The organism is Serratia sp. X10, from assembly GCF_017811775.1.
Taxonomy (GTDB): domain Bacteria; phylum Pseudomonadota; class Gammaproteobacteria; order Enterobacterales; family Enterobacteriaceae; genus Serratia; species Serratia ureilytica.
In genome coordinates this window covers 181,843-199,045 of the sequence record NZ_JAEIOH010000001.1, presented here as the reverse complement: position 1 = coordinate 199,045, position 17,203 = coordinate 181,843, and the positions used below count along the sequence as shown (strand labels likewise).

General features: G+C 59.3%; 18 protein-coding genes. 9 read left to right on the top strand and 9 right to left on the bottom strand.

Annotation, left to right across the window (positions count from 1 at the left end; genetic code table 11):
* Positions 1–242: 242 nt before the first annotated feature.
* A complete protein-coding gene (locus J9788_RS00920; RefSeq protein ID WP_004927950.1) occupies positions 243–467 on the top strand; it encodes a DUF2594 family protein in 225 nt (74 codons plus the stop codon).
* A gap of 122 nt (positions 468–589) precedes the next feature.
* Positions 590–931 carry a GlpM family protein gene (locus tag J9788_RS00915; protein WP_046899236.1) on the top strand — a complete coding sequence of 114 codons (342 nt, stop codon included), beginning with the start codon at positions 590–592 and terminating at the stop codon, positions 929–931.
* Between the two features lie 17 nt (positions 932–948).
* Here the strand turns inward: J9788_RS00915 and J9788_RS00910 are convergent, their stop codons facing one another.
* Positions 949–1,380 (bottom strand): hypothetical protein, encoded by a 432-nt coding sequence (locus J9788_RS00910; protein WP_046899235.1) that lies wholly within the window; start codon positions 1,378–1,380, stop codon positions 949–951.
* Positions 1,381–1,554: 174 nt separating this feature from the next.
* Positions 1,555–1,869, bottom strand: coding sequence for a hypothetical protein (locus tag J9788_RS00905; RefSeq protein WP_046899234.1), 315 nt, complete (start codon positions 1,867–1,869; stop codon positions 1,555–1,557).
* A gap of 542 nt (positions 1,870–2,411) precedes the next feature.
* Here J9788_RS00905 and J9788_RS00900 point away from each other — a divergent pair.
* Entirely contained in the window at positions 2,412–2,771 is a 360-nt protein-coding gene (locus J9788_RS00900; RefSeq protein ID WP_033642634.1) for a hypothetical protein, read from the top strand.
* Between the two features lie 47 nt (positions 2,772–2,818).
* Here the strand turns inward: J9788_RS00900 and J9788_RS00895 are convergent, their stop codons facing one another.
* The 4 genes from J9788_RS00895 to J9788_RS00880 are packed head-to-tail and all read right to left on the bottom strand — an operon-like array spanning position 2,819 to position 6,408.
* On the bottom strand, positions 2,819–4,087 hold the full coding sequence (locus J9788_RS00895) for an FAD/NAD(P)-binding oxidoreductase (RefSeq protein WP_182264771.1): 1,269 nt from the start codon (positions 4,085–4,087) through the stop codon (positions 2,819–2,821).
* Complete coding sequence (locus J9788_RS00890; protein WP_046899232.1) at positions 4,080–4,340, bottom strand: (2Fe-2S)-binding protein; 261 nt, start codon at positions 4,338–4,340, stop codon at positions 4,080–4,082. The genes J9788_RS00895 and J9788_RS00890 overlap by 8 nt, the downstream gene beginning before the upstream one ends.
* Positions 4,337–5,461 (bottom strand): FAD-binding oxidoreductase, encoded by a 1,125-nt coding sequence (locus J9788_RS00885; protein ID WP_182264772.1) that lies wholly within the window; start codon positions 5,459–5,461, stop codon positions 4,337–4,339. The genes J9788_RS00890 and J9788_RS00885 overlap by 4 nt, the downstream gene beginning before the upstream one ends.
* The gene (locus J9788_RS00880) at positions 5,461–6,408 is read right to left on the bottom strand and encodes a 4-hydroxyproline epimerase (RefSeq protein ID WP_046899230.1); all 948 of its coding nucleotides are present in this window, start codon (positions 6,406–6,408) and stop codon (positions 5,461–5,463) included. The genes J9788_RS00885 and J9788_RS00880 overlap by 1 nt, the downstream gene beginning before the upstream one ends.
* A gap of 387 nt (positions 6,409–6,795) precedes the next feature.
* On the opposite strand from J9788_RS00880, the gene J9788_RS00875 reads away from it, so the two are divergent.
* The 5 genes from J9788_RS00875 (at position 6,796) to J9788_RS00855 (ending at position 13,091) form a co-directional block, all read left to right on the top strand.
* On the top strand, positions 6,796–7,650 hold the full coding sequence (locus J9788_RS00875; RefSeq protein WP_182264773.1) for an AraC family transcriptional regulator: 855 nt from the start codon (positions 6,796–6,798) through the stop codon (positions 7,648–7,650).
* Between the two features lie 207 nt (positions 7,651–7,857).
* A complete protein-coding gene (locus J9788_RS00870; protein ID WP_182264774.1) occupies positions 7,858–8,778 on the top strand; it encodes a dihydrodipicolinate synthase family protein in 921 nt (306 codons plus the stop codon).
* A gap of 54 nt (positions 8,779–8,832) precedes the next feature.
* Positions 8,833–10,449: an aldehyde dehydrogenase (NADP(+)) gene (locus tag J9788_RS00865; RefSeq protein WP_182264775.1), complete on the top strand. Its 1,617-nt coding sequence runs from the start codon at positions 8,833–8,835 to the stop codon at positions 10,447–10,449.
* A gap of 44 nt (positions 10,450–10,493) precedes the next feature.
* Positions 10,494–12,059: an APC family permease gene (locus J9788_RS00860; protein WP_046899226.1), complete on the top strand. Its 1,566-nt coding sequence runs from the start codon at positions 10,494–10,496 to the stop codon at positions 12,057–12,059.
* A gap of 18 nt (positions 12,060–12,077) precedes the next feature.
* Positions 12,078–13,091 (top strand): Ldh family oxidoreductase, encoded by a 1,014-nt coding sequence (locus tag J9788_RS00855; protein WP_046899225.1) that lies wholly within the window; start codon positions 12,078–12,080, stop codon positions 13,089–13,091.
* Between the two features lie 46 nt (positions 13,092–13,137).
* On the opposite strand, the gene J9788_RS00850 is transcribed toward J9788_RS00855, so the two are convergent.
* The 3 genes from J9788_RS00850 to J9788_RS00840 form a co-directional block, all read right to left on the bottom strand.
* The gene (locus tag J9788_RS00850) at positions 13,138–13,818 is read right to left on the bottom strand and encodes a hypothetical protein (protein WP_046899224.1); all 681 of its coding nucleotides are present in this window, start codon (positions 13,816–13,818) and stop codon (positions 13,138–13,140) included.
* 177 nt (positions 13,819–13,995) lie between these two features.
* Positions 13,996–14,424: a universal stress protein gene (locus J9788_RS00845; RefSeq protein WP_033642623.1), complete on the bottom strand. Its 429-nt coding sequence runs from the start codon at positions 14,422–14,424 to the stop codon at positions 13,996–13,998.
* 183 nt (positions 14,425–14,607) lie between these two features.
* Positions 14,608–15,324, bottom strand: a complete 717-nt coding sequence (locus tag J9788_RS00840; RefSeq protein ID WP_182264776.1) for an autoinducer binding domain-containing protein — start codon at positions 15,322–15,324, stop codon at positions 14,608–14,610.
* 347 nt (positions 15,325–15,671) lie between these two features.
* On the opposite strand from J9788_RS00840, the gene J9788_RS00835 reads away from it, so the two are divergent.
* Positions 15,672–17,201 (top strand): 3-hydroxyacyl-CoA dehydrogenase NAD-binding domain-containing protein, encoded by a 1,530-nt coding sequence (locus tag J9788_RS00835; protein WP_182264777.1) that lies wholly within the window; start codon positions 15,672–15,674, stop codon positions 17,199–17,201.
* Positions 17,202–17,203: the final 2 nt, after the last annotated feature.

Genomic DNA, 17,203 nt, shown 5'->3' with positions numbered 1-17,203 from the left:
GGCAAATACTTGTTAACCGCCTCGAAATAACTGGCCGACAATGGATGACCCGGGCGTGCAACGAGCAAACTTCACCCACCAGCGCCGCCAGAGCAAGCCCGGTGCAGATGGTTGACGCATGCTATGCTATACTCCGCGCCCAGTTAAATTCGCCGCCGTGCGTGGGCAACTTGCCTGTAGTCCGCGCGCGGTGCGCTAAAGCAGCTTGTATCAGGCTACGGCCTCAAAAATCAGGAGAGAAAATGAGCAACGTTGATTTCACTACGTCTGCAAACCCGGAGATCTTGGCGACCGAGGTTGCCTGCCTCAAAGCCACGCTGACGCTGATCCTGAAGTCGATCGGCCAGGCCGATGCCGGGAAAGTCATCATCAACATGGAACGTTTCATCGCCCAGATTGAAGATCCGACTCAGGCGGAAATCTTCAAGAACAGCATTCAGCAAATCAAGCACGCTTACCGCCAGTAAACGCTGCCGCTCAGACCCGCAATTCATGCGGGTCTGTTTTTCCCCGCACTACACAATACACCATTGATTCTGCTCAGGCTTTCGGGCAGTGTGTTGGCTTTCCCCCGACACCCGAGACCGTTATGGGCATCCTTGTCAAAGCGCTGATAGGCGCGCTGGTCGTGGTTCTGATCGGCCTGCTGGCCAAAACGCGCAACTATTATATCGCCGGTTTAGTCCCGCTCTTCCCCACTTTCGCTTTGATTGCGCATTATGTTGTCGGCAGCGAACGTTCAATAGCGGCGCTGAAAACGACGCTGATTTTCGGCATGTGGGCGGTGTTGCCCTATCTGGTGTATTTGATTTCGCTGTATTTCCTGATTAGCAGTCTGCGGCTGTCGTTAGCGCTGGGTGCGGCGGTACTGTGCTGGATTGCGGCGGCGTGGCTATTAATTACGCTGTGGGGATGGTGGCAAGGGCGTTAACGCCCTTGCCTGGGCGGTTACGGCCGCCCTGCCTGCAAAACGAAGCCTCGCTGCCGATCGCCGGCGATACGCAGATAGCGGCTTTCACCGGCGCGCAGCGTCATCGGCACGCTGCCGCTGGTATCACGCCAAATACACAGGGAGTTCTCTATCATATCTTGCCCGATGCTCACCGAAGTATTGCCCGGCGGCACGCGAAACTCCGCTTTTTCTTTCGCGCCCAGCGAAGCGGCGAACTCCCCATTCACATAAACGCCGGTGCGGCAGCTACCCGCCAGCATTCCACTGTCGCGCACCACCACCACCGTGGCGTATGGCGTATCCGGGATATTCTGATAAAGCATCAGACGGCTTGGGGGTGGTAATTCAGCCTGTTGCGGCGGTACGGCCTGGGTCGCACATCCCGTCAACAGTACAGAGGCGAACAACAACGCGGCGTAATGCTTCATCCTTGGCTCCTGAAAAAAATAATGCTTATCGTAACAAGAGAATAGCTGCTGTCAGTAGCCTTCATGTCGCAGAGACGAAAAAATCGGATAACTTCCCACTCATCGCCCAGCGCGTCTTTCCGGATAAGAAGATTCTGTATTAAACACCTTGAAATAAAGGCGATTTTTACAAATTTAAAACTTTACCATGCCGCGTTGGATATCTGCCGCAAACGCGTCACTGACGTAGCTGAAGCCATCCGGCGTGACGTAAACCCGGGTATGACCGGTCTCTGACAGCACTGCCACCATATATCCCAGACTGAGCATTTCATGCGAAGGAACATTCATCGGCGTTAGAAATCCGCGTCCGCGGCACCACTGATAAAAGCGAGTTCGCCCATATCCCAACACGGTGCCAACATCGGAAAGGTGCTTAAAATTATCATAATCCCCTGATGGTGAAGGCAAACCGTCATGGCTTTCAGGCGTTTTCTTTATCCCAGACAAAATAAACTCCTTTTTTGTACCTGTCGCTAACGGTTATCCCTCATCTGAGCTGAATTTAAAAAATCCAAATTTAAAATGCAAATGAATTCCCTGTAACTAAAAAGTATTTAATGGAAGAATTCTGAAAATACAGGCACAATAAAAAAACAGAAATAAAAAAATAGAGCATTAATACCGTACATTAAAACTTGGTCATGGGTAAATATCCTAATTCAAAATTCCATTTAAACAGGATAAGAAAATACTTAGCTTGCATACCGTTCTTCCCTCTCATAACGCTGAGATAATGACCAGTCCATGCAGCAAAAGGAGAATAGATATAAAATCGCTCTGCCCAAGCACTCTCATCGTCAGATCTGCCCCTTGTAAGCCTCTCCCCTATCGCCGACGGCGCATTTCAGGGTGCCGTTGCCTCAACCACCCATAAACAATAACCATTATCATTTCCAATTGTGCCGTCAGTTGATTACACTTTTTCGCATCGCTGGTTGGGAAGATTCCTAGTCAGTGATCACCAGGATAGAGGAAGAGTTAGGGACACCATGAAGAATTACCGTTGTTTGATTGTTTTGCCGTTATTGATGATGACTGCCTGTACCCAATGGGAAAGACCCGGCGCAGTTGAGAGCACCCGAAATGCCGAATATGCCGAATGCCGCAGTCGGGGCTACGATCGCTTCCCGCCAGACGTCGTGCGAGATGTAGAGTTCAGCTACGAAAACAAATACATCCCTTGCGAGAAGAATAAGAAAGATTGTCCATCGGGATATCGCTATGACAAAGAGCCGTCGATCAAAACGGTACAAACCGATCGCAATCAGTCAGCGCGAAACGCCACCATCGAGGCTTGCATGTACGGCAAGGGCTGGCGAGAGAAAACCTACTATTGGCCGCAGTGGTGATGCAGCGAAATCGATTTGGACTGAAACGCCACCGCCGCGATGCCCCATCAATTGTCGTCGTCGCTGCAATGCCTTCCCAGAGCAACCAGCGTTTCCGTCCGCACCGGCGTTAAAGGGACCCGTGGCGGCGGCAAAGGCCACCCCAACAGGTGCCGCGCCGCCGTCGCGCAAACCTTGCCCTGACAGGCTCCCATACCACAGCGGCTGCTCAGCTTGGCCGTGTTCCAGTCAGGTTGATGGCATACCTGTTCCAGCGTGACGTCTTCGCAGCGGCACAGCAGGGTCTGCGGTTTGGCCAGATAAGTCATGCGTTCATCAAGCGCAAAAGCGGCCGCTGTCGACGTGGCGAAACGCCGCCATCGCCGCCGCTGCGCCGTCAGGGATTCGGCTTTTGCCTTTTGCCCCGTGGCGGCATAACCGGCGATGGAGCCGGTGATAAGCGCCAATTCACTGCCGCCGATACCGGTACACTCCCCGGCGGCATAAATTTGCGCCTGGCTGGTTTGCTGCCAATGATCCACCGCGACGGCGTCGTGTGCGATACGGCATCCCAGCAGCATCGCCAGTTCAATATTCGCCACCAAACCGAAGCCGCAGGCCAGCCTGTCGCAGGCCACCGTACTTTCCCGCCCGCCGTTGCCGACGCGCACTGACGTCAAGTGCTCTTGCCCCAATGCCGCCAATACTCGGCTATCGGCACAGTAATGAGGCTGAATCAGAGAAAACGACTGACGCAGCTTGGACGGCCAACGCCACAGGCCGCCGGCGAATGCCGCCAATCGCCGCAGCGCCGCCTGTTCCGCTACCAGCACGACCTCGCCACCGGCCTGTTTCACACTTTTCGCCACCGCCAACAGCAACGGACCGCTGCCAGCTATCACCACCCGCTCGCCGCGGATCGCCAGCCCCTGCTTGATTTGCGCCTGTAGACCACCGGCGCCGCTCACTCCCGGCAACGTCCAGCCAGGAAACGGCAGCAGCAGTTCACGGGCGCCATTGCATAGAATCAGCTTTTGATAACGAATCACTCCGCAGCCTTCGGCGTCTTCATACGCCAATCGGTTAGCGCCACACTGCGCCACCAGCTTGCAGCCGGCGTGCAGCACAATATTTTTCCGCACTGCCATCGCCTGCCGATATCGTCTCGCCGCTTCAGGCAAAGCCACCTGCGGCCCATCACGCCAGATTTGCCCACCGGGGTGCGGATTATCATCGAGCACCCGTATCTGCCCCCCATTTTCCGCCGCCGCCAGCGCTGCCGCCATGCCGGCCGGCCCGGCGCCGATGATCAGCACCTCGCAATCGAAGTCACTCATCATCGCTCCTCTCAATCCGCATGTCGGATTGGCACAACGTCTGGCACGCCAGGCGGCGCAGACCGTTAATGGTTACCCGGCACTCCTGACAAACGCCCATGCCGCAAAATGGTGCGCGCGGCTGGCGTGAAATCGACAACCGGCAATGATCCCCGCCGCACAAACTGAGCGCCGCGGCAACGCTGATGCCAACCGGGACCTGGTAGGATTTGCCGTCGATGCTCAACGCGAGCGTGTTTTGCCTCTCTTTCATACGGGCTGCTCCTCGGCGGCAAACGCCCGCGCCGCCAAATACGGGGAATCGTCAATCTCCGGCACCAGCCGGCCGATCTGCGCAACAAGCAGCGCGGCGCTGCCGAGGGCGGTCGTGACGCCCAACCCCTCATGCCCCAACGCCAACCACAACCAGGTATGCCGCGGATGCGCGCCCAACAGCGGCAATCCATCGGCAGAGGCGGCGCGCAGCCCGGTCCAACAGCGAATGATGTTCAGCTGCGTCAGTGTGGGCAAGAAATGCTGCGCGCGCATGAGCATCGCCGCCAGTAGCGGCATATCCAATGACGAATCGACGGAATCGAACTGGCGGGAAGAACCGATCAGCCATTGCCCGGTGGGCCGAGCCTGCACATTGAACGCCACGGAGGCGCCGTCGCTGGCATGCGCGCTGGCGCCATACCCCAGCTCCACCAACTGATGCCGCATCCGCGGCGGATAACGATCGGTGATCGCCAGGTGGCCCTTCTTGGCACGCAGCAACGGTTGCGACAACAAATCATTGGCCCGCAGGCCGCAGGCCAAGACGACCACCGGCGCCGCCAGCTCTCTGCCGTCCGCCAACCGCACCGCCGCCTCGTCCAGCGCGATCGCTTCACCCTGCACCACATCGATCGCCGCGCCAGCGTCGGCCAACAGCCAACGCGCCGCGTGCGGCGCATACAAAATGCCGTCGCCCGGCACCCGCAGCCCACCGGCAAGCCCCTGCCGCAGCATCGGCTCCATGGCGGCAACCTGCTCCGCAGTCAGCAGTTCCGCCGCCACGCCCTGCTCCGCCAGCCGCGCCAGCTTTTGTTCGGCGATGGCCATTTCATTCGCTTGCTCCGCCAACCACAGCGTTCCGCAGCCGCGCCAGGCGCAGGCTTGCGGCATCCGGCCCGTCACTTCACGCCATAACCGCAGCGAATAAGCGCTCAACGCCAGCTCAGCCGAGTTGTCGTCCATGCATACCAGGTGCCCCATGCCGGCGGCGGTGGCGCCGGCGCGACAGTCGTCCACCACCGAGACGCGGTACCCCTCCCTCGCCAACCGCCAGGCGCAGGCGGCGCCGATGATGCCGGCACCCACCACGATGGCATCAACTCCTCGTCCGCCGACCATCAGCGTATGCCCCAGACAAAAGGATCGCGTTCGTCGAGCAGCAGTTGGCTATCGGCGCATACATAAGCCTGCCCACGAATAAAGGGGGTGATGCGCTCGCCGTTCCAGCGGTAATAAGCCTGGAATTCGCTGCCGATGACGCTGGCCTGGCGCCAGTGCATATCGGGCGCCAGTTTGCCGTCCGCCGCCAGACACGCCAGCTTGGCGCTGGTGCCAGTGCCGCACGGCGATCGATCGTAGGCTTTGCCGGGGCACAGCACGAAGCTGCGGCTGTCGGCCTGCGGATCGTCACCGAACAGCTCGATATGGTCGATCGTCCCGCCGTCTTCGCCACGAATGCCCGCCTGTTCAAGCGCCTGCCGGACCGCCCAGGTGAACGCGGTCAGCGCCTCCAGATTGTGTTTATCGATGGTCAACGGCGACTCGCCGATGAGGAAAAACCAGTTTCCCCCCCAGGCAATGTCCCCCGTCACCGGGCCATAACCGGCCACCTCAACTCGCACCTGGTGGCGATAACGATAAGCCGCCACGTTCTCTACGGTAACGCTGCCGTCATCATGCAGCGTGGCGTTCACCGGGCCGACCGGGGTCTCGATCAGATGACGCCCGGCGCGGATGCGCCCGAGATGCGCCAACGAAGCAATCAGCCCGATAGTGCCGTGGCCGCACATGCCCAGATAGCCGGTGTTGTTGAAAAAGATCACCCCGGCGGTAGCCTGCGGCGAACAAGGCCGACACAGCAACGCCCCCACCAACACGTCATTGCCGCGGGGTTCGAGCATCACCGCGCAGCGCCAATCGTCATAATGTTGCGCGAAATGCGCCCGCCGTTCCGCCATGCTGCCTTCGCCAAGGTCGGGGAAGCCTTCGACGATCAGCCGGGTCGGCTCCCCGCCGGTATGAGAATCGATCGCCCGCAAAGCGGTGATATGCGCAGAAAGTGCCATCGGCGTCTCCAGGGTTAATGAGATGTTACCAATGGCGTTAGCCTGAACGAATGCGCGCATGACGGCTTGATGCGTTTCGGCGTGGCGAATGAAGAAATCAGCACAATGACGACAGGCTAGTCTGGCCCATCACGGGCATACGTTTAACGCAACCATAACAATATCTTATTTATCATGACGTTATTTTCATGCTAAACCACCGCGTAGCGAGAAATACCGCAGTTTTCAAGCAACCGGCGCGCGCCGTCCGGCAAAAGTTTGCGGCGATCCGCATATTTGGTAGCCAGCCGGAAATAGCGCTTGATTCGTTACAAAAAAGTTAATATTGATGCGAAAGCGCCAACCTGGCCGCCTGTTTTTCCGGCTAACGACCGAAAAGGGACTGCTATGCGATCCATTTCAGACCATCAACATCAGATTTCTCCCTCACCGCCTGCCCTGGTGGAGCTGTCGGATCAGGAGGACGTTTTCGCCGTCGAACATTTGTCGCGCCTGTGCGACGGGCTGGCACAGCAGCGTCCGAACAACCTGCGCGATCTGCTCAATACGCTGGCGCTGATCGCGCCGTTGCTGAACGCGATTCCCAATGTGGTGTTCTTTATCAAAGACGCCCAGGCGCGCTACCTGTTGGCCAACCTGACGCTGGCCAGGCGCTGCGGTTTCAAGACCGTCGCGCCGCTGCTGGGCAAGACGTCCGCCGACGTTTTCCCCGCGCAGCTCGGATCCGGCTACACCGAGCAAGATCTGCGGGTATTGCGCCACGGCGTGCTGATCCAGGATCAGCTGGAAATGCACCTGTACAACGGCCGTGAAACTGGCTGGTGCCTGACGCAAAAGCTGGCGCTGTACGACGCGCAGGGAAAAATCATCGGCATGGCGGGCATTTCACACGATCTGCAAGAGGCCAAAGCCAATCATCCGGCTTACCAACGGCTGGCCGCGATCGACGTCTACATCCGCCGCCACTACGCCCGGCCGATCGCGCTCGAGGAGCTGACGGCGTTGACCGGGTTGTCGGTGGCGCAGATAGAACGCTACTGCAAACGTATCTTCCACCTCACTCCGCGCCAGATGATCCACAAAGTGCGGCTGGAAAAGGCCACGGAACTGCTGGCGGGTGAGCTGCCGATCACCGACATCGCGCTGCAGTGCGGCTATACCGATCACAGCGCCTTCAGCCGTCAGTTCAAAGCGATGACCGGTTCCACGCCGCGCGATTTCCGCCTGACGCTTTCCGCTTAATACGCTGATTTACCGCATTAAAGTCATTTTTTATGGCGCACCGGCGCCCGGTTTCTGCATGCCCGTTTTCCGGCGCCATTGTGCCAATTTCGTCGCAGCAATCGGCGAAAAGCGTCAAGCCTCCCTGTGCAATACCGGTCAATCTGTCGGTGAGCCTCACCAAAGATTCACTTTTTATTAACACTTTCGGACGACAGGACAAACACGATGAGCCATAAAACCCTAAGCTGGAGCGGCGTATTCCCGGCGGTGACGACCCAGTTCCGCAACGATTTTTCTCTGGACCTCGACGCCACGCATACGGTGATCAAAAACCTGGTGCGCGACGGCGTCTCCGGCCTGGTCGTCTGCGGCACCGTCGGTGAAAACACCTCGATGACGGTACAGGAAAAGCTGGCGGTGATCGAAGTGGCGAGGGACGCCGCCGACGGCCAAGTGCCGGTGATCGCCGGCATCGCCGAATTCACCACCGCCTTCGCGCAAAACATGGCGCGTGAAGCGCAAAAGGCCGGCGTCGACGGAATTATGGTGATGCCCGCGCTGGTCTACTCCGCCAAGCCGCACGAAACCGCCGCGCACTTTCGCAGCGTCGCCGGCGCTACCGATCTGCCGATCATGGTCTACAACAACCCTCCCATTTACAAAAATGACGTCACGCCCGACATCCTGACCTCACTGATCGACTGCGAGAACATCGTGTGTTTCAAAGACTCGTCGGGCGACACCCGCCGCTTTATCGATCTGCGCAACGAAGTCGGCGATCGCTTCGTGCTGTTCGCCGGGTTGGATGATGTGGTGCTGGAGAGCATCGCCGTCGGCGCGCAAGGCTGGATCTCCGGCATGTCCAACGCTTTCCCGCGCGAAGGGGAAACCCTGTTCCGTCTGGCGAAGGAAAAACGCTATGAGGAAGCGCTGGCGCTGTACAGCTGGTTCATGCCGCTGCTGCATCTCGATGCCCGCCCCGATCTGGTGCAATGCATCAAGCTGTGCGAACAGCGGGTCGGCCGCGGCAGCGCCGTCACTCGCCCGCCGCGTCTGGCGCTGCAGGGGGAAACGCTCTCCGAAATCAACGCCGTGATCGATAAAGCGCTGGCCACTCGTCCCGCACTGCCGAACGTCGGCCTGTAACGCCTTCACCGCCCGGCCACGCCGGGCGTCGCACTTTCTCTACCAGGGGGACCCATGCCCAACGCTCGCGATGCCGCCATCAGCGGCCAACAATTTATCGGCGGCCAGCGCCGTGCTACGGGAGAAGCGGCGCTGCTCAGCCTGCGCGCCGACGACGGTCAGCCGACCGGCTACCGCTTCCACCAGGCTACGGCGGCAGAAACCGCCGCCGCCGCCGAAGCCGCCGCGGCGGCCTTTGATCCCTATTCGCAATGCAGCGCCGAACAACGCGCAAGTTTTCTCGACGCCATCGCCGAGGAGCTGGACGCGTTGGATGAGACCTTCTTCGCCTTCGTCATGCAGGAAACCGCCCTGCCACCGGCGCGGTTAAGCGGCGAACGCGCCAGAACCAGCGGCCAAATGCGGCTGTTCGCCACGCTGCTGCGACGCGGCGACGTCGAGGGCGTGCGCATCGACTGCGCGTTACCGCAGCGCTCTCCTCTGCCGCGTCCCGATCTGCGTCAATATCGCACGGCGCTTGGTCCGGTGGCGGTGTTCGGTGCCAGCAACTTTCCGCTGGCGTTTTCCACCGCGGGCGGTGATACCGCCGCCGCGCTCGCCGCCGGCTGCCCGGTCGTATTCAAGGCACACAGCGGCCATATGATCACCGCCGAGCTGACCGCTCAGGCGATCGAGCGCGCAAGGGAACGTATGGGCATGCCCGCCGGCGTCTTCAACATGATCTTCGGCAACCGTGTCGGAGCCGAGCTGGTGCAGCATCCAGCGATTCAGGCCGTGGGGTTTACCGGCTCACTGCAAGGCGGTCGGGCGCTGTTCGATCTGGCCGCGCAGCGTCCCCAGCCGATCCCGGTCTTCGCCGAGATGTCGAGCATTAACCCGGTCGTGATCCTGCCGCAGGCGTTGGCTCGACGCGGGCAGCACATCGCGCAGGAACTGGTCTCCTCCTTCACGCTCGGCTGTGGCCAGTTTTGCACCAAGCCCGGCGTGATCGTCGCGCTGCGCGGCGTCGCCTTCGAACGGTTGACCGCGACGATGAGCGCATTGGTCGACGCCGCCGCCCCACAGCCGATGCTGAATGCCGGCACGCTGGAACACTACCGGCGCGGGCTGGCCGCGCTCGATGCCCATCCGCACATACGGCATCTGGCGGGGGGGCGCGAAATTCTGCCTCATCGGGCAGCGGCGCAGCTTTATCAGGCGGAGGAAACATTGCTGCTGCAGGCCGATCCGCTGCTGCAAGCTGAGGTCTTCGGTCCGGCCAGCGTGCTGGTGGCGGTAGATAACGAAGCGCAGCTGCATGCGGTGCTGGCGGCGTTGCAAGGCCAGCTGACCGTCACGCTGCTGGCGGAAGACGGCGATCTCGATATGGCCGCCGGGCTGACGGCATTGCTGACGCGCAAAGCCGGCCGGGTGCTGTTCAACGGGTATCCAACCGGAGTAGAGGTGTGCGACGCCATGGTGCACGGAGGTCCTTACCCGGCGACCAGCGACGCACGCGGCACCTCGGTAGGCACGCTGGCCATCGAGCGTTTCCTGCGGCCGGTCTGCCTGCAAAACACCCCAGCGGCGCTGCTGCCGCCGCCGCTGCAGGACGCCAACCCGCTCAACCTGCTGCGGCTGGTGAACGGCGTTTACACCCGAGCTCCCATAGTTTCACCTGCCCAACATTAGCCCGGCCGCATCTGCCTGCCACTCAATAACAAAAGGGTAATACCATGACAACCCAAGGCAAATTCAAGAAGCAGCTTACGCTCACCGATCTGACGTTCATCGGTCTTGGCGCCATATTCGGCTCAGGCTGGCTGTTCGCCGCCAGCCATGTCTCCTCCATCGCCGGCCCCGCCGGCATCTATTCCTGGCTCATCGGCGGCCTGGCGGTGCTGCTGCTGGGCATCGTCTACTGCGAGCTGGGCGCCGCCCTGCCTCGCGCCGGCGGCATCATTCGCTATCCGGTGTTCTCGCACGGCGAATTGATGGGCTATCTGCTGGGGTTTATCACGCTGATCGCCTTCTCCAGTCTGATCGCTATCGAGGTCGTCGCCGCCCGTCAGTACGCCGCCGCCTGGTTCCCGCTCCTCAGCCAGCCGGGTTCCGGCGATCCGACAGCGCTCGGCTGGCTGGTGCAGTTGGCGCTGCTGTGCTTTTTCTTCGCGCTCAACTACTACAGCGTCAAAACCTTCGCCAAATCCAATAATCTCATCAGCGTGCTGAAGTTTCTGGTGCCGCTGTTGGTGATCGTGGTGCTGTTCAGCTTTTTCAAACCGGAAAACCTGCACAGCCAGGGCTTTGCCCCCTTCGGCTCCGCCGGGGTCGAGGCAGCCATTTCCGCCGGCGGCATCATCTTCGCCTACCTCGGCCTGACGCCGATCATTTCGGTCGCCAGCGAGGTGCAAAAACCGCAGCGCACCATTCCCATCGCGCTGATCCTGTCAGTCGTGCTGTCCACCATCATCTATGTGCTGCTGCAGATAGCGTTTCTCGGCAGTATCCCCAGCGAGATGCTGAGCGGCGGTTGGGCCGGCATCAGCCAACATTTTTCCCTGCCGTTCCGCGATATCGCCATCACGCTCGGCATGGGATGGCTGGCGTTTCTGGTGGTCAGCGACGCGATCGTTTCGCCCAGCGGCACCGGCAACATCTACATGAACGCCACGCCTCGCGTGATCTACGGGTGGGCGCGCGCCGGCACCTTCTTCAAACTGTTCACCCGGGTGGATGGTGAATCCGGTATCCCGCGCCCGGCGTTGTGGCTGACCTTCGCCCTCTCGGTCTTCTGGACGCTGCCGTTCCCGTCGTGGGAAAAGCTGATCGGCGTGGTGTCCGCCGCGCTGGTGCTGAGTTACGCCATCGCCCCGGTCACCGCCGCCGGGCTGCGGCGCAATGCGCCCGATATGCCGCGTCCGTTCCGGGTGCGCGGTTTCTGCGTGCTCGGCCCGCTGTCGTTTATCATTTCGGCGCTGATCGTCTTCTGGTCCGGCTGGGACACCGTCTCCTGGCTGCTCGGCTTGCAGATACTGATGTTCTTCATTTACATCCTGTTCAAGAATCAGGTGCCGACCCACGCCGTTAGCCTCAGGCAGCAAATTGGGTCCTCGCTGTGGCTAATCGTCTTCTATGCGCTGACGATCGCGCTTTCCTACCTCAGCAGTTTCGGCGGCATCGGCGCTATTGCTCATCCGTGGGACACGCTGACCATGGCGGTGGTTGCGCTGGCGATTTACTACTGGGGCGCCTATACCTGTTTACCCCAGGCCAATTTTATCGGCGATGAAGAAGAATGACCCAGGGAGGACATCGAAATGACAACCATGCACGTTTTGTCGCTGGAACACGCTTATCAACTGGCGCTACGCGCACTGCGCTGCAACGGCTTCAATCAGGCGCATGCCGAGACAGTGGCGCAAAATGTCACCCAGGGCGAGCGCGACGGCTGTGCTTCGCACGGGTTGTACCGGCTATTGGGCTGCGTCCGCTCATTACGGGCGGGCAAAGTCTCTGCCGATGCGAAACCCAGGCTCTTCGACCAAGCGCCGGCCATCTTGCGCGCCGATGCCGGCGGCGCCTTTTCCCTGCTCGCCTACCGCACCGCTCTGCCGGCCTTTATCGATAAGGTGCGCGCCAACGGCATCGCCGCCCTGGCGATCAACCGCTGCGTGCATTTCTCCGCGCTGTGGGCCGACATCGAACCGCTGACCGAACAGGGTTTCGTGGCCTTAGCCTGCACGCCCAGCCACGCCTGGGTGACGCCGGCCGGCGGTTCACGCCCGCTATTCGGCACCAACCCCATCGCCTTCGGCTGGCCGCGCCCGGCTCGGCCGCCGTTTTTGTTCGATATGGCCACCAGCGCGGCGGCGCGCGGCGAAATCGAATTGCATCGCCGCGCCGGCACCCCGCTGCCGGAAGGCTGGGGCATTGATAAGGCAGGCAACCCCTCCACCGACGCCGCCAGCGTGTTGGAGGGCGCGATGCTGACTTTCGGCGGCCATAAAGGCTCGGCGCTGGCGGCCATGGTTGAATTGTTGGCTGGGCCGCTGATCGGCGACATGACCAGCAAAGAATCGCTGGCCTATGACGACGGCACCGGTTCATCGCCCTACGGCGGTGAACTGATCATCGCGTTGGATCCCGAGCGTTTTCTCGGCGCGGATAAGGAGCGGTATTTCGCCAGCGCGGAGGCGATGTTTGCCGACATGCAAGCGCAAGGCGCACGCATTCCCGGCGAGCGTCGCTATCGGCAACGACGCCACAGCGAACAATACGGCGTGGAAATCCCGAGGGCGCTGTACGACGAGATAGCGGCGCTGTGCGATTAGCGCCGAATTGATGCCCCCGCGCCGCCAATCCGGCGCGGGGCGAAGTTTAGCCTGCCTGAGCCAAGTCGCTGTGCAGGCGCTTGCGCCACACGGGTTTGCTGTCCCATTGGGCGAAATGTTTCGCCTGTTTACCTGGTTGCACTTTGTGCCACATGTCCTCTTGCCACCGGATCGGTTCCTTTCCGCGCAACGTTGGGCGGGTCTGTTTAATCGTTCGTTGCAAGACGCTCGCTTCTTCCGCAGTAATGTTCGGCGCCTGTCTGGCGGCGTCCAGCGCGCGGCTTCCCAGCGGTGCCATCACCTGATACAACACTTTGACCTGCTGCAGCGTCGCTTGCTGATTCGTGCTCATGCCTTTGCCGGACCAGTCGTCGAAATTTTCACCGGGATCGTCACCCTGCGCGCGATATTCGTTACCCGGCCCCTCGACGATATTCCAGCCTTGCCAGGTCACCAGGGTATGTAACCCATCGCGATCCTGCAGATTTTCATTCTTTATCTGTTTGAGCACCTCGGCGCGGTTAGGCACACCGATCAGATTCATAAACTCGTCGAGCGCGCTCCAGTGCTCGCCAGCCACCAGACCATTCCAGACATTACGTAAACAGTTCCAGGGGATGGTGTGATGCCAGGTCAGCGTGACAAGCGGTTTGGTTGGCGTATGTTGCCAATGGCTCGGTTCACTGCCTCGATCGCCTCTGATGATCCCATCGACTTCTAATGGCATGGCTGCCCCTCTTCTGGCTGAAATAAAGAATATGCGCAAGGCCGCTGGCCCGGTCGTCATAAAAAACGTCAGCTAAAATCGTAGCAGCTCAGGCTGAGATGGCAATAAAGCAGCCTGCGTTCTGCGGCCGACCGGCGACCGCAGAACGCGCATGAAAACGGCGGACTTAAAGGAGGATTATCGAACCACCATCACCGATATATTGGCATGGCGAACGATGGCGGCGGCATTGGAGCCCAACAGATAAGTTTTCACGCTCGGGCGACGCGAACCGATAATGATCAGATCGGCGTCGATCTCTTCCGCCAGTTCCAGCGCCTGATCGCGCGCAGAGCCAAAGCTGACGGTGTAATTGAGGCGATCTAACGGCAGATCGATTTCCGACATGATTTTCTTCAGCTTCTCCACCGCCTTCACTTCCGCCTGATTCTCAAACTCCTTGAGACCGAACGAATAGGCAGTAACAAAAGCCGAGGCATCCGGCAGCGCATGGAAAAAATGCACTTTAGCGCCGGACATCTTCGCCAAATATTCCACATGCTTCAGCGCATGCTCGGTCAACAGATCCTCTTCAATATCTATCGGCACTAAAATAGTCTTGTACATATCACATCCTTTCTATGTAAACCGGGTGCCTACAGAGTACTGCCGCGCACGGGCGCGGTGAACCGCTTTATCACGCTTTTGTGATCGGAGGTAAATACTGATAAAGACAATGCTTAATTTAACAAAATATAAACATCGCGCCGCTAACTGATAGGCGATTAATTATTTATTTATTTCTCGCCATTAAATCAGCTGTAAATAAACGGCTTTGGCGGTGGCTGCGGTCTTATTGGCGACCGAAAGTTTTTTAATCGAGTTACCGATATGGAAATTGATCGTACGTTCGCTCACCCCCATCAGCAGCGCGATCTCTTCCGCCGTTTTACCTTCGCTGCACCAGCGCAAGATATCTTTCTCGCGCAGCGTCAGCACATCTTTTATCGCTTCGTCGTTCACCGATATCAACGCTTCACGCAGCGTTTTGTGGGCGGTTTGCGCCAGCCAAAGGAAAAAGAGTTCATTCACCGCGCCGGCCTGCGGCGTTTGCTGCGGCAGCGTCTTGCCGGCAAAAGTCAGGATCCCCAGGCGGCCATAGCAATCCTTGACCGACTGCGACCACCCGGTGTGCAGACCAAACTGCGACATGCGCTGCCAAAGCGCCGGCCGCTCGTGATAAAAACTTTCGTCCCACTGGAATTGCAGCGTGGAATGGTGGGCTCGCTCGATGACAGGATCCTGCAAATACGCCCGCTGCCGCCGATAATCCTCGAGATAGCGCGTCGGAAACGTTCCTTCAACCCGCATTTTTGGCCGGCTCGCCGGATAACAGGAAAAAACGATGTAGGAGAAATAATCAAAACCCAGCGCCTCGACGCAGCGCCCCAGTTGAGTCAGAAAACGTTCGCGATCGGTCAAACTGCCAATCACCTCCGCCATGAGCCGTTGAGTGCGGGTATCCATAACGCAGGTTCTCCAAATAGCGATGTCGATTTATCGATAGGTCAGACTCACTATAGGATATCGCCGCCCGGCGCCAATAGCCGTTTCATATAATAAAAAATACGAACGCTATAACGAAAAAAGCTATTCCCCGGTTTATTTTCCTCAGAATAAGCCTTTTTATTGGGCTGAACCGCAAAACTACGCGAATAGCATAACCCCGCCTGCAGGTAAACCTGTCATTTCTACCGTTAGACAGCCAACACACCGCCAATTACTTTCCTCACTGGCACCCGGTGCCGCCGTAAATCCAAAGAGATAATAAGCATTTGCGAATTTCGCATGGCATACAGTGACGGGGATTTTCTATGGCAGAAAGTAATGCGGCAATTCAATCGGCTGCAATTATCGGCGCGGGAACGATGGGCAGAGGCATCGCTTATCTTTTCGCGCAAAAAGGCATTCGTACGGTGCTTTATAATCGCAACGGCAATACCCTCATTCAGGCTCGTGAATATATCGTGCAAGACCTGGACAAAAAGATCGAACAGGGCAGGGTCGCGCCGCAGGATAAAGACGCGGTGCTGGCTAATCTGACGTTCTCCGCGGAATTTGGGGCCATCGTCGACAGCGATCTGGTGATCGAAACCATTGCAGAGCATGAGCAAGCCAAACTCGAGGTGCTGGCGGCCATCGCCGCGACGGTCAAGCCCGACACGCTGATCGCCACCAATACCTCCTCACTGTCGCTGAATAAGCTGGCGACGGCGGTGACGCACAGCGAACGCTTTATCGGTTTGCACTTTTTCAACCCCGCGCCGCTGATGAAGCTGATTGAAATCATTCCGGCCTATTTTACCGCACAGGTCACCACCGAACGTTGCCGTCAACTGGTGGCGGCATTGGGGAAACGCGATGTCGTCTGTCAGGCCACGCCGGGGTTTATCGTCAACCGTATGGCTCGCCCCTACTATCTGGAAGGGTTCCGCCTGTTGGAAGAACACGTGGCACGTGCGCCGCAGATCGACCGCGCCCTCAAAGCCGGCGGACACTTTCGCATGGGGCCGCTCGAGCTGACCGATTTTATCGGTCAGGACATCAACTATCAGGTCAGCCGGCAAATTTGGCAGGACATGCAGTACGATCCGCGCTATACCCCGGGCCATCTGCAGCGCTCGCTGGTCGATGCCGGTCTGTTGGGCAAAAAGAACGGCCGCTCCTATTTTTCCGCCGAAGAATCTCCCCCGCCGCTTGCAGCCGCCGTCGATGCGGAGGTCGAGACGCTACGCATTTACGGTGAACATCCTCTCTTTACCCTGCTACAGCAGCGGGCCGCCCTGCAATGGCCGCGGCTGCGCGTGGAACACCGGCCGACATTACCGGGCCTGGGCGCCGCCATTCAGGTCAATGATGCTTTCACCGTCAGCGTTACCGATGGCCGCACGGCAAACCAGCTTGCCGAACAGACCGCGGCGGACGCCTTTGTCGTCGATGTCGCCCTGAACTACGGCGATACGGCGTACCTGGTGGCGGCGCATAGCCGCCACGCCTCTGCGGCCAATAAGGCGCTGTTTTTACGCCTGCTGCACACCGCGATCCCCCAGGTGGAATTTATCAAGGATTCCCCGGCCTTGATCGTCGCCCGCGTGCTCAGCAGCCTGATCAACGAGTCGGTGATCATGGTGGAAAGCGGCGTCTGCAGCCGGGAAGACATTGATGTCGCCGCCGTCGCCGGCGTGAACTACGCCGACGGTATTTTCGTCTGGCTCACTCGCCTCGGGGAGGAAAATGTCAGGACGACGCTGAGCAACCTGGCGCAATTGCTGCACGCGGCGCGCTATGCACCGCATTACACCCTTCTGCACGCCGCCCAACCGGCGCTGACCTCCACGCCTTAAGG

Coding starts and splice junctions, on each gene's coding strand:
- J9788_RS00910 (WP_046899235.1), bottom strand. CDS start 1,380: ATGAAGCATTACGCCGCGTTGTTGTTCGCCTCTGTACTGTTGACGGGA.
- J9788_RS00865 (WP_182264775.1), top strand. CDS start 8,833: ATGCCCAACGCTCGCGATGCCGCCATCAGCGGCCAACAATTTATCGGC.
- J9788_RS00920 (WP_004927950.1), top strand. CDS start 243: ATGAGCAACGTTGATTTCACTACGTCTGCAAACCCGGAGATCTTGGCG.
- J9788_RS00860 (WP_046899226.1), top strand. CDS start 10,494: ATGACAACCCAAGGCAAATTCAAGAAGCAGCTTACGCTCACCGATCTG.
- J9788_RS00880 (WP_046899230.1), bottom strand. CDS start 6,408: ATGGCACTTTCTGCGCATATCACCGCTTTGCGGGCGATCGATTCTCAT.
- J9788_RS00870 (WP_182264774.1), top strand. CDS start 7,858: ATGAGCCATAAAACCCTAAGCTGGAGCGGCGTATTCCCGGCGGTGACG.
- J9788_RS00900 (WP_033642634.1), top strand. CDS start 2,412: ATGAAGAATTACCGTTGTTTGATTGTTTTGCCGTTATTGATGATGACT.
- J9788_RS00840 (WP_182264776.1), bottom strand. CDS start 15,324: ATGGATACCCGCACTCAACGGCTCATGGCGGAGGTGATTGGCAGTTTG.
- J9788_RS00885 (WP_182264772.1), bottom strand. CDS start 5,461: ATGGTCGGCGGACGAGGAGTTGATGCCATCGTGGTGGGTGCCGGCATC.
- J9788_RS00855 (WP_046899225.1), top strand. CDS start 12,078: ATGACAACCATGCACGTTTTGTCGCTGGAACACGCTTATCAACTGGCG.
- J9788_RS00850 (WP_046899224.1), bottom strand. CDS start 13,818: ATGCCATTAGAAGTCGATGGGATCATCAGAGGCGATCGAGGCAGTGAA.
- J9788_RS00890 (WP_046899232.1), bottom strand. CDS start 4,340: ATGAAAGAGAGGCAAAACACGCTCGCGTTGAGCATCGACGGCAAATCC.
- J9788_RS00895 (WP_182264771.1), bottom strand. CDS start 4,087: ATGAGTGACTTCGATTGCGAGGTGCTGATCATCGGCGCCGGGCCGGCC.
- J9788_RS00845 (WP_033642623.1), bottom strand. CDS start 14,424: ATGTACAAGACTATTTTAGTGCCGATAGATATTGAAGAGGATCTGTTG.
- J9788_RS00835 (WP_182264777.1), top strand. CDS start 15,672: ATGGCAGAAAGTAATGCGGCAATTCAATCGGCTGCAATTATCGGCGCG.
- J9788_RS00875 (WP_182264773.1), top strand. CDS start 6,796: ATGCGATCCATTTCAGACCATCAACATCAGATTTCTCCCTCACCGCCT.
- J9788_RS00915 (WP_046899236.1), top strand. CDS start 590: ATGGGCATCCTTGTCAAAGCGCTGATAGGCGCGCTGGTCGTGGTTCTG.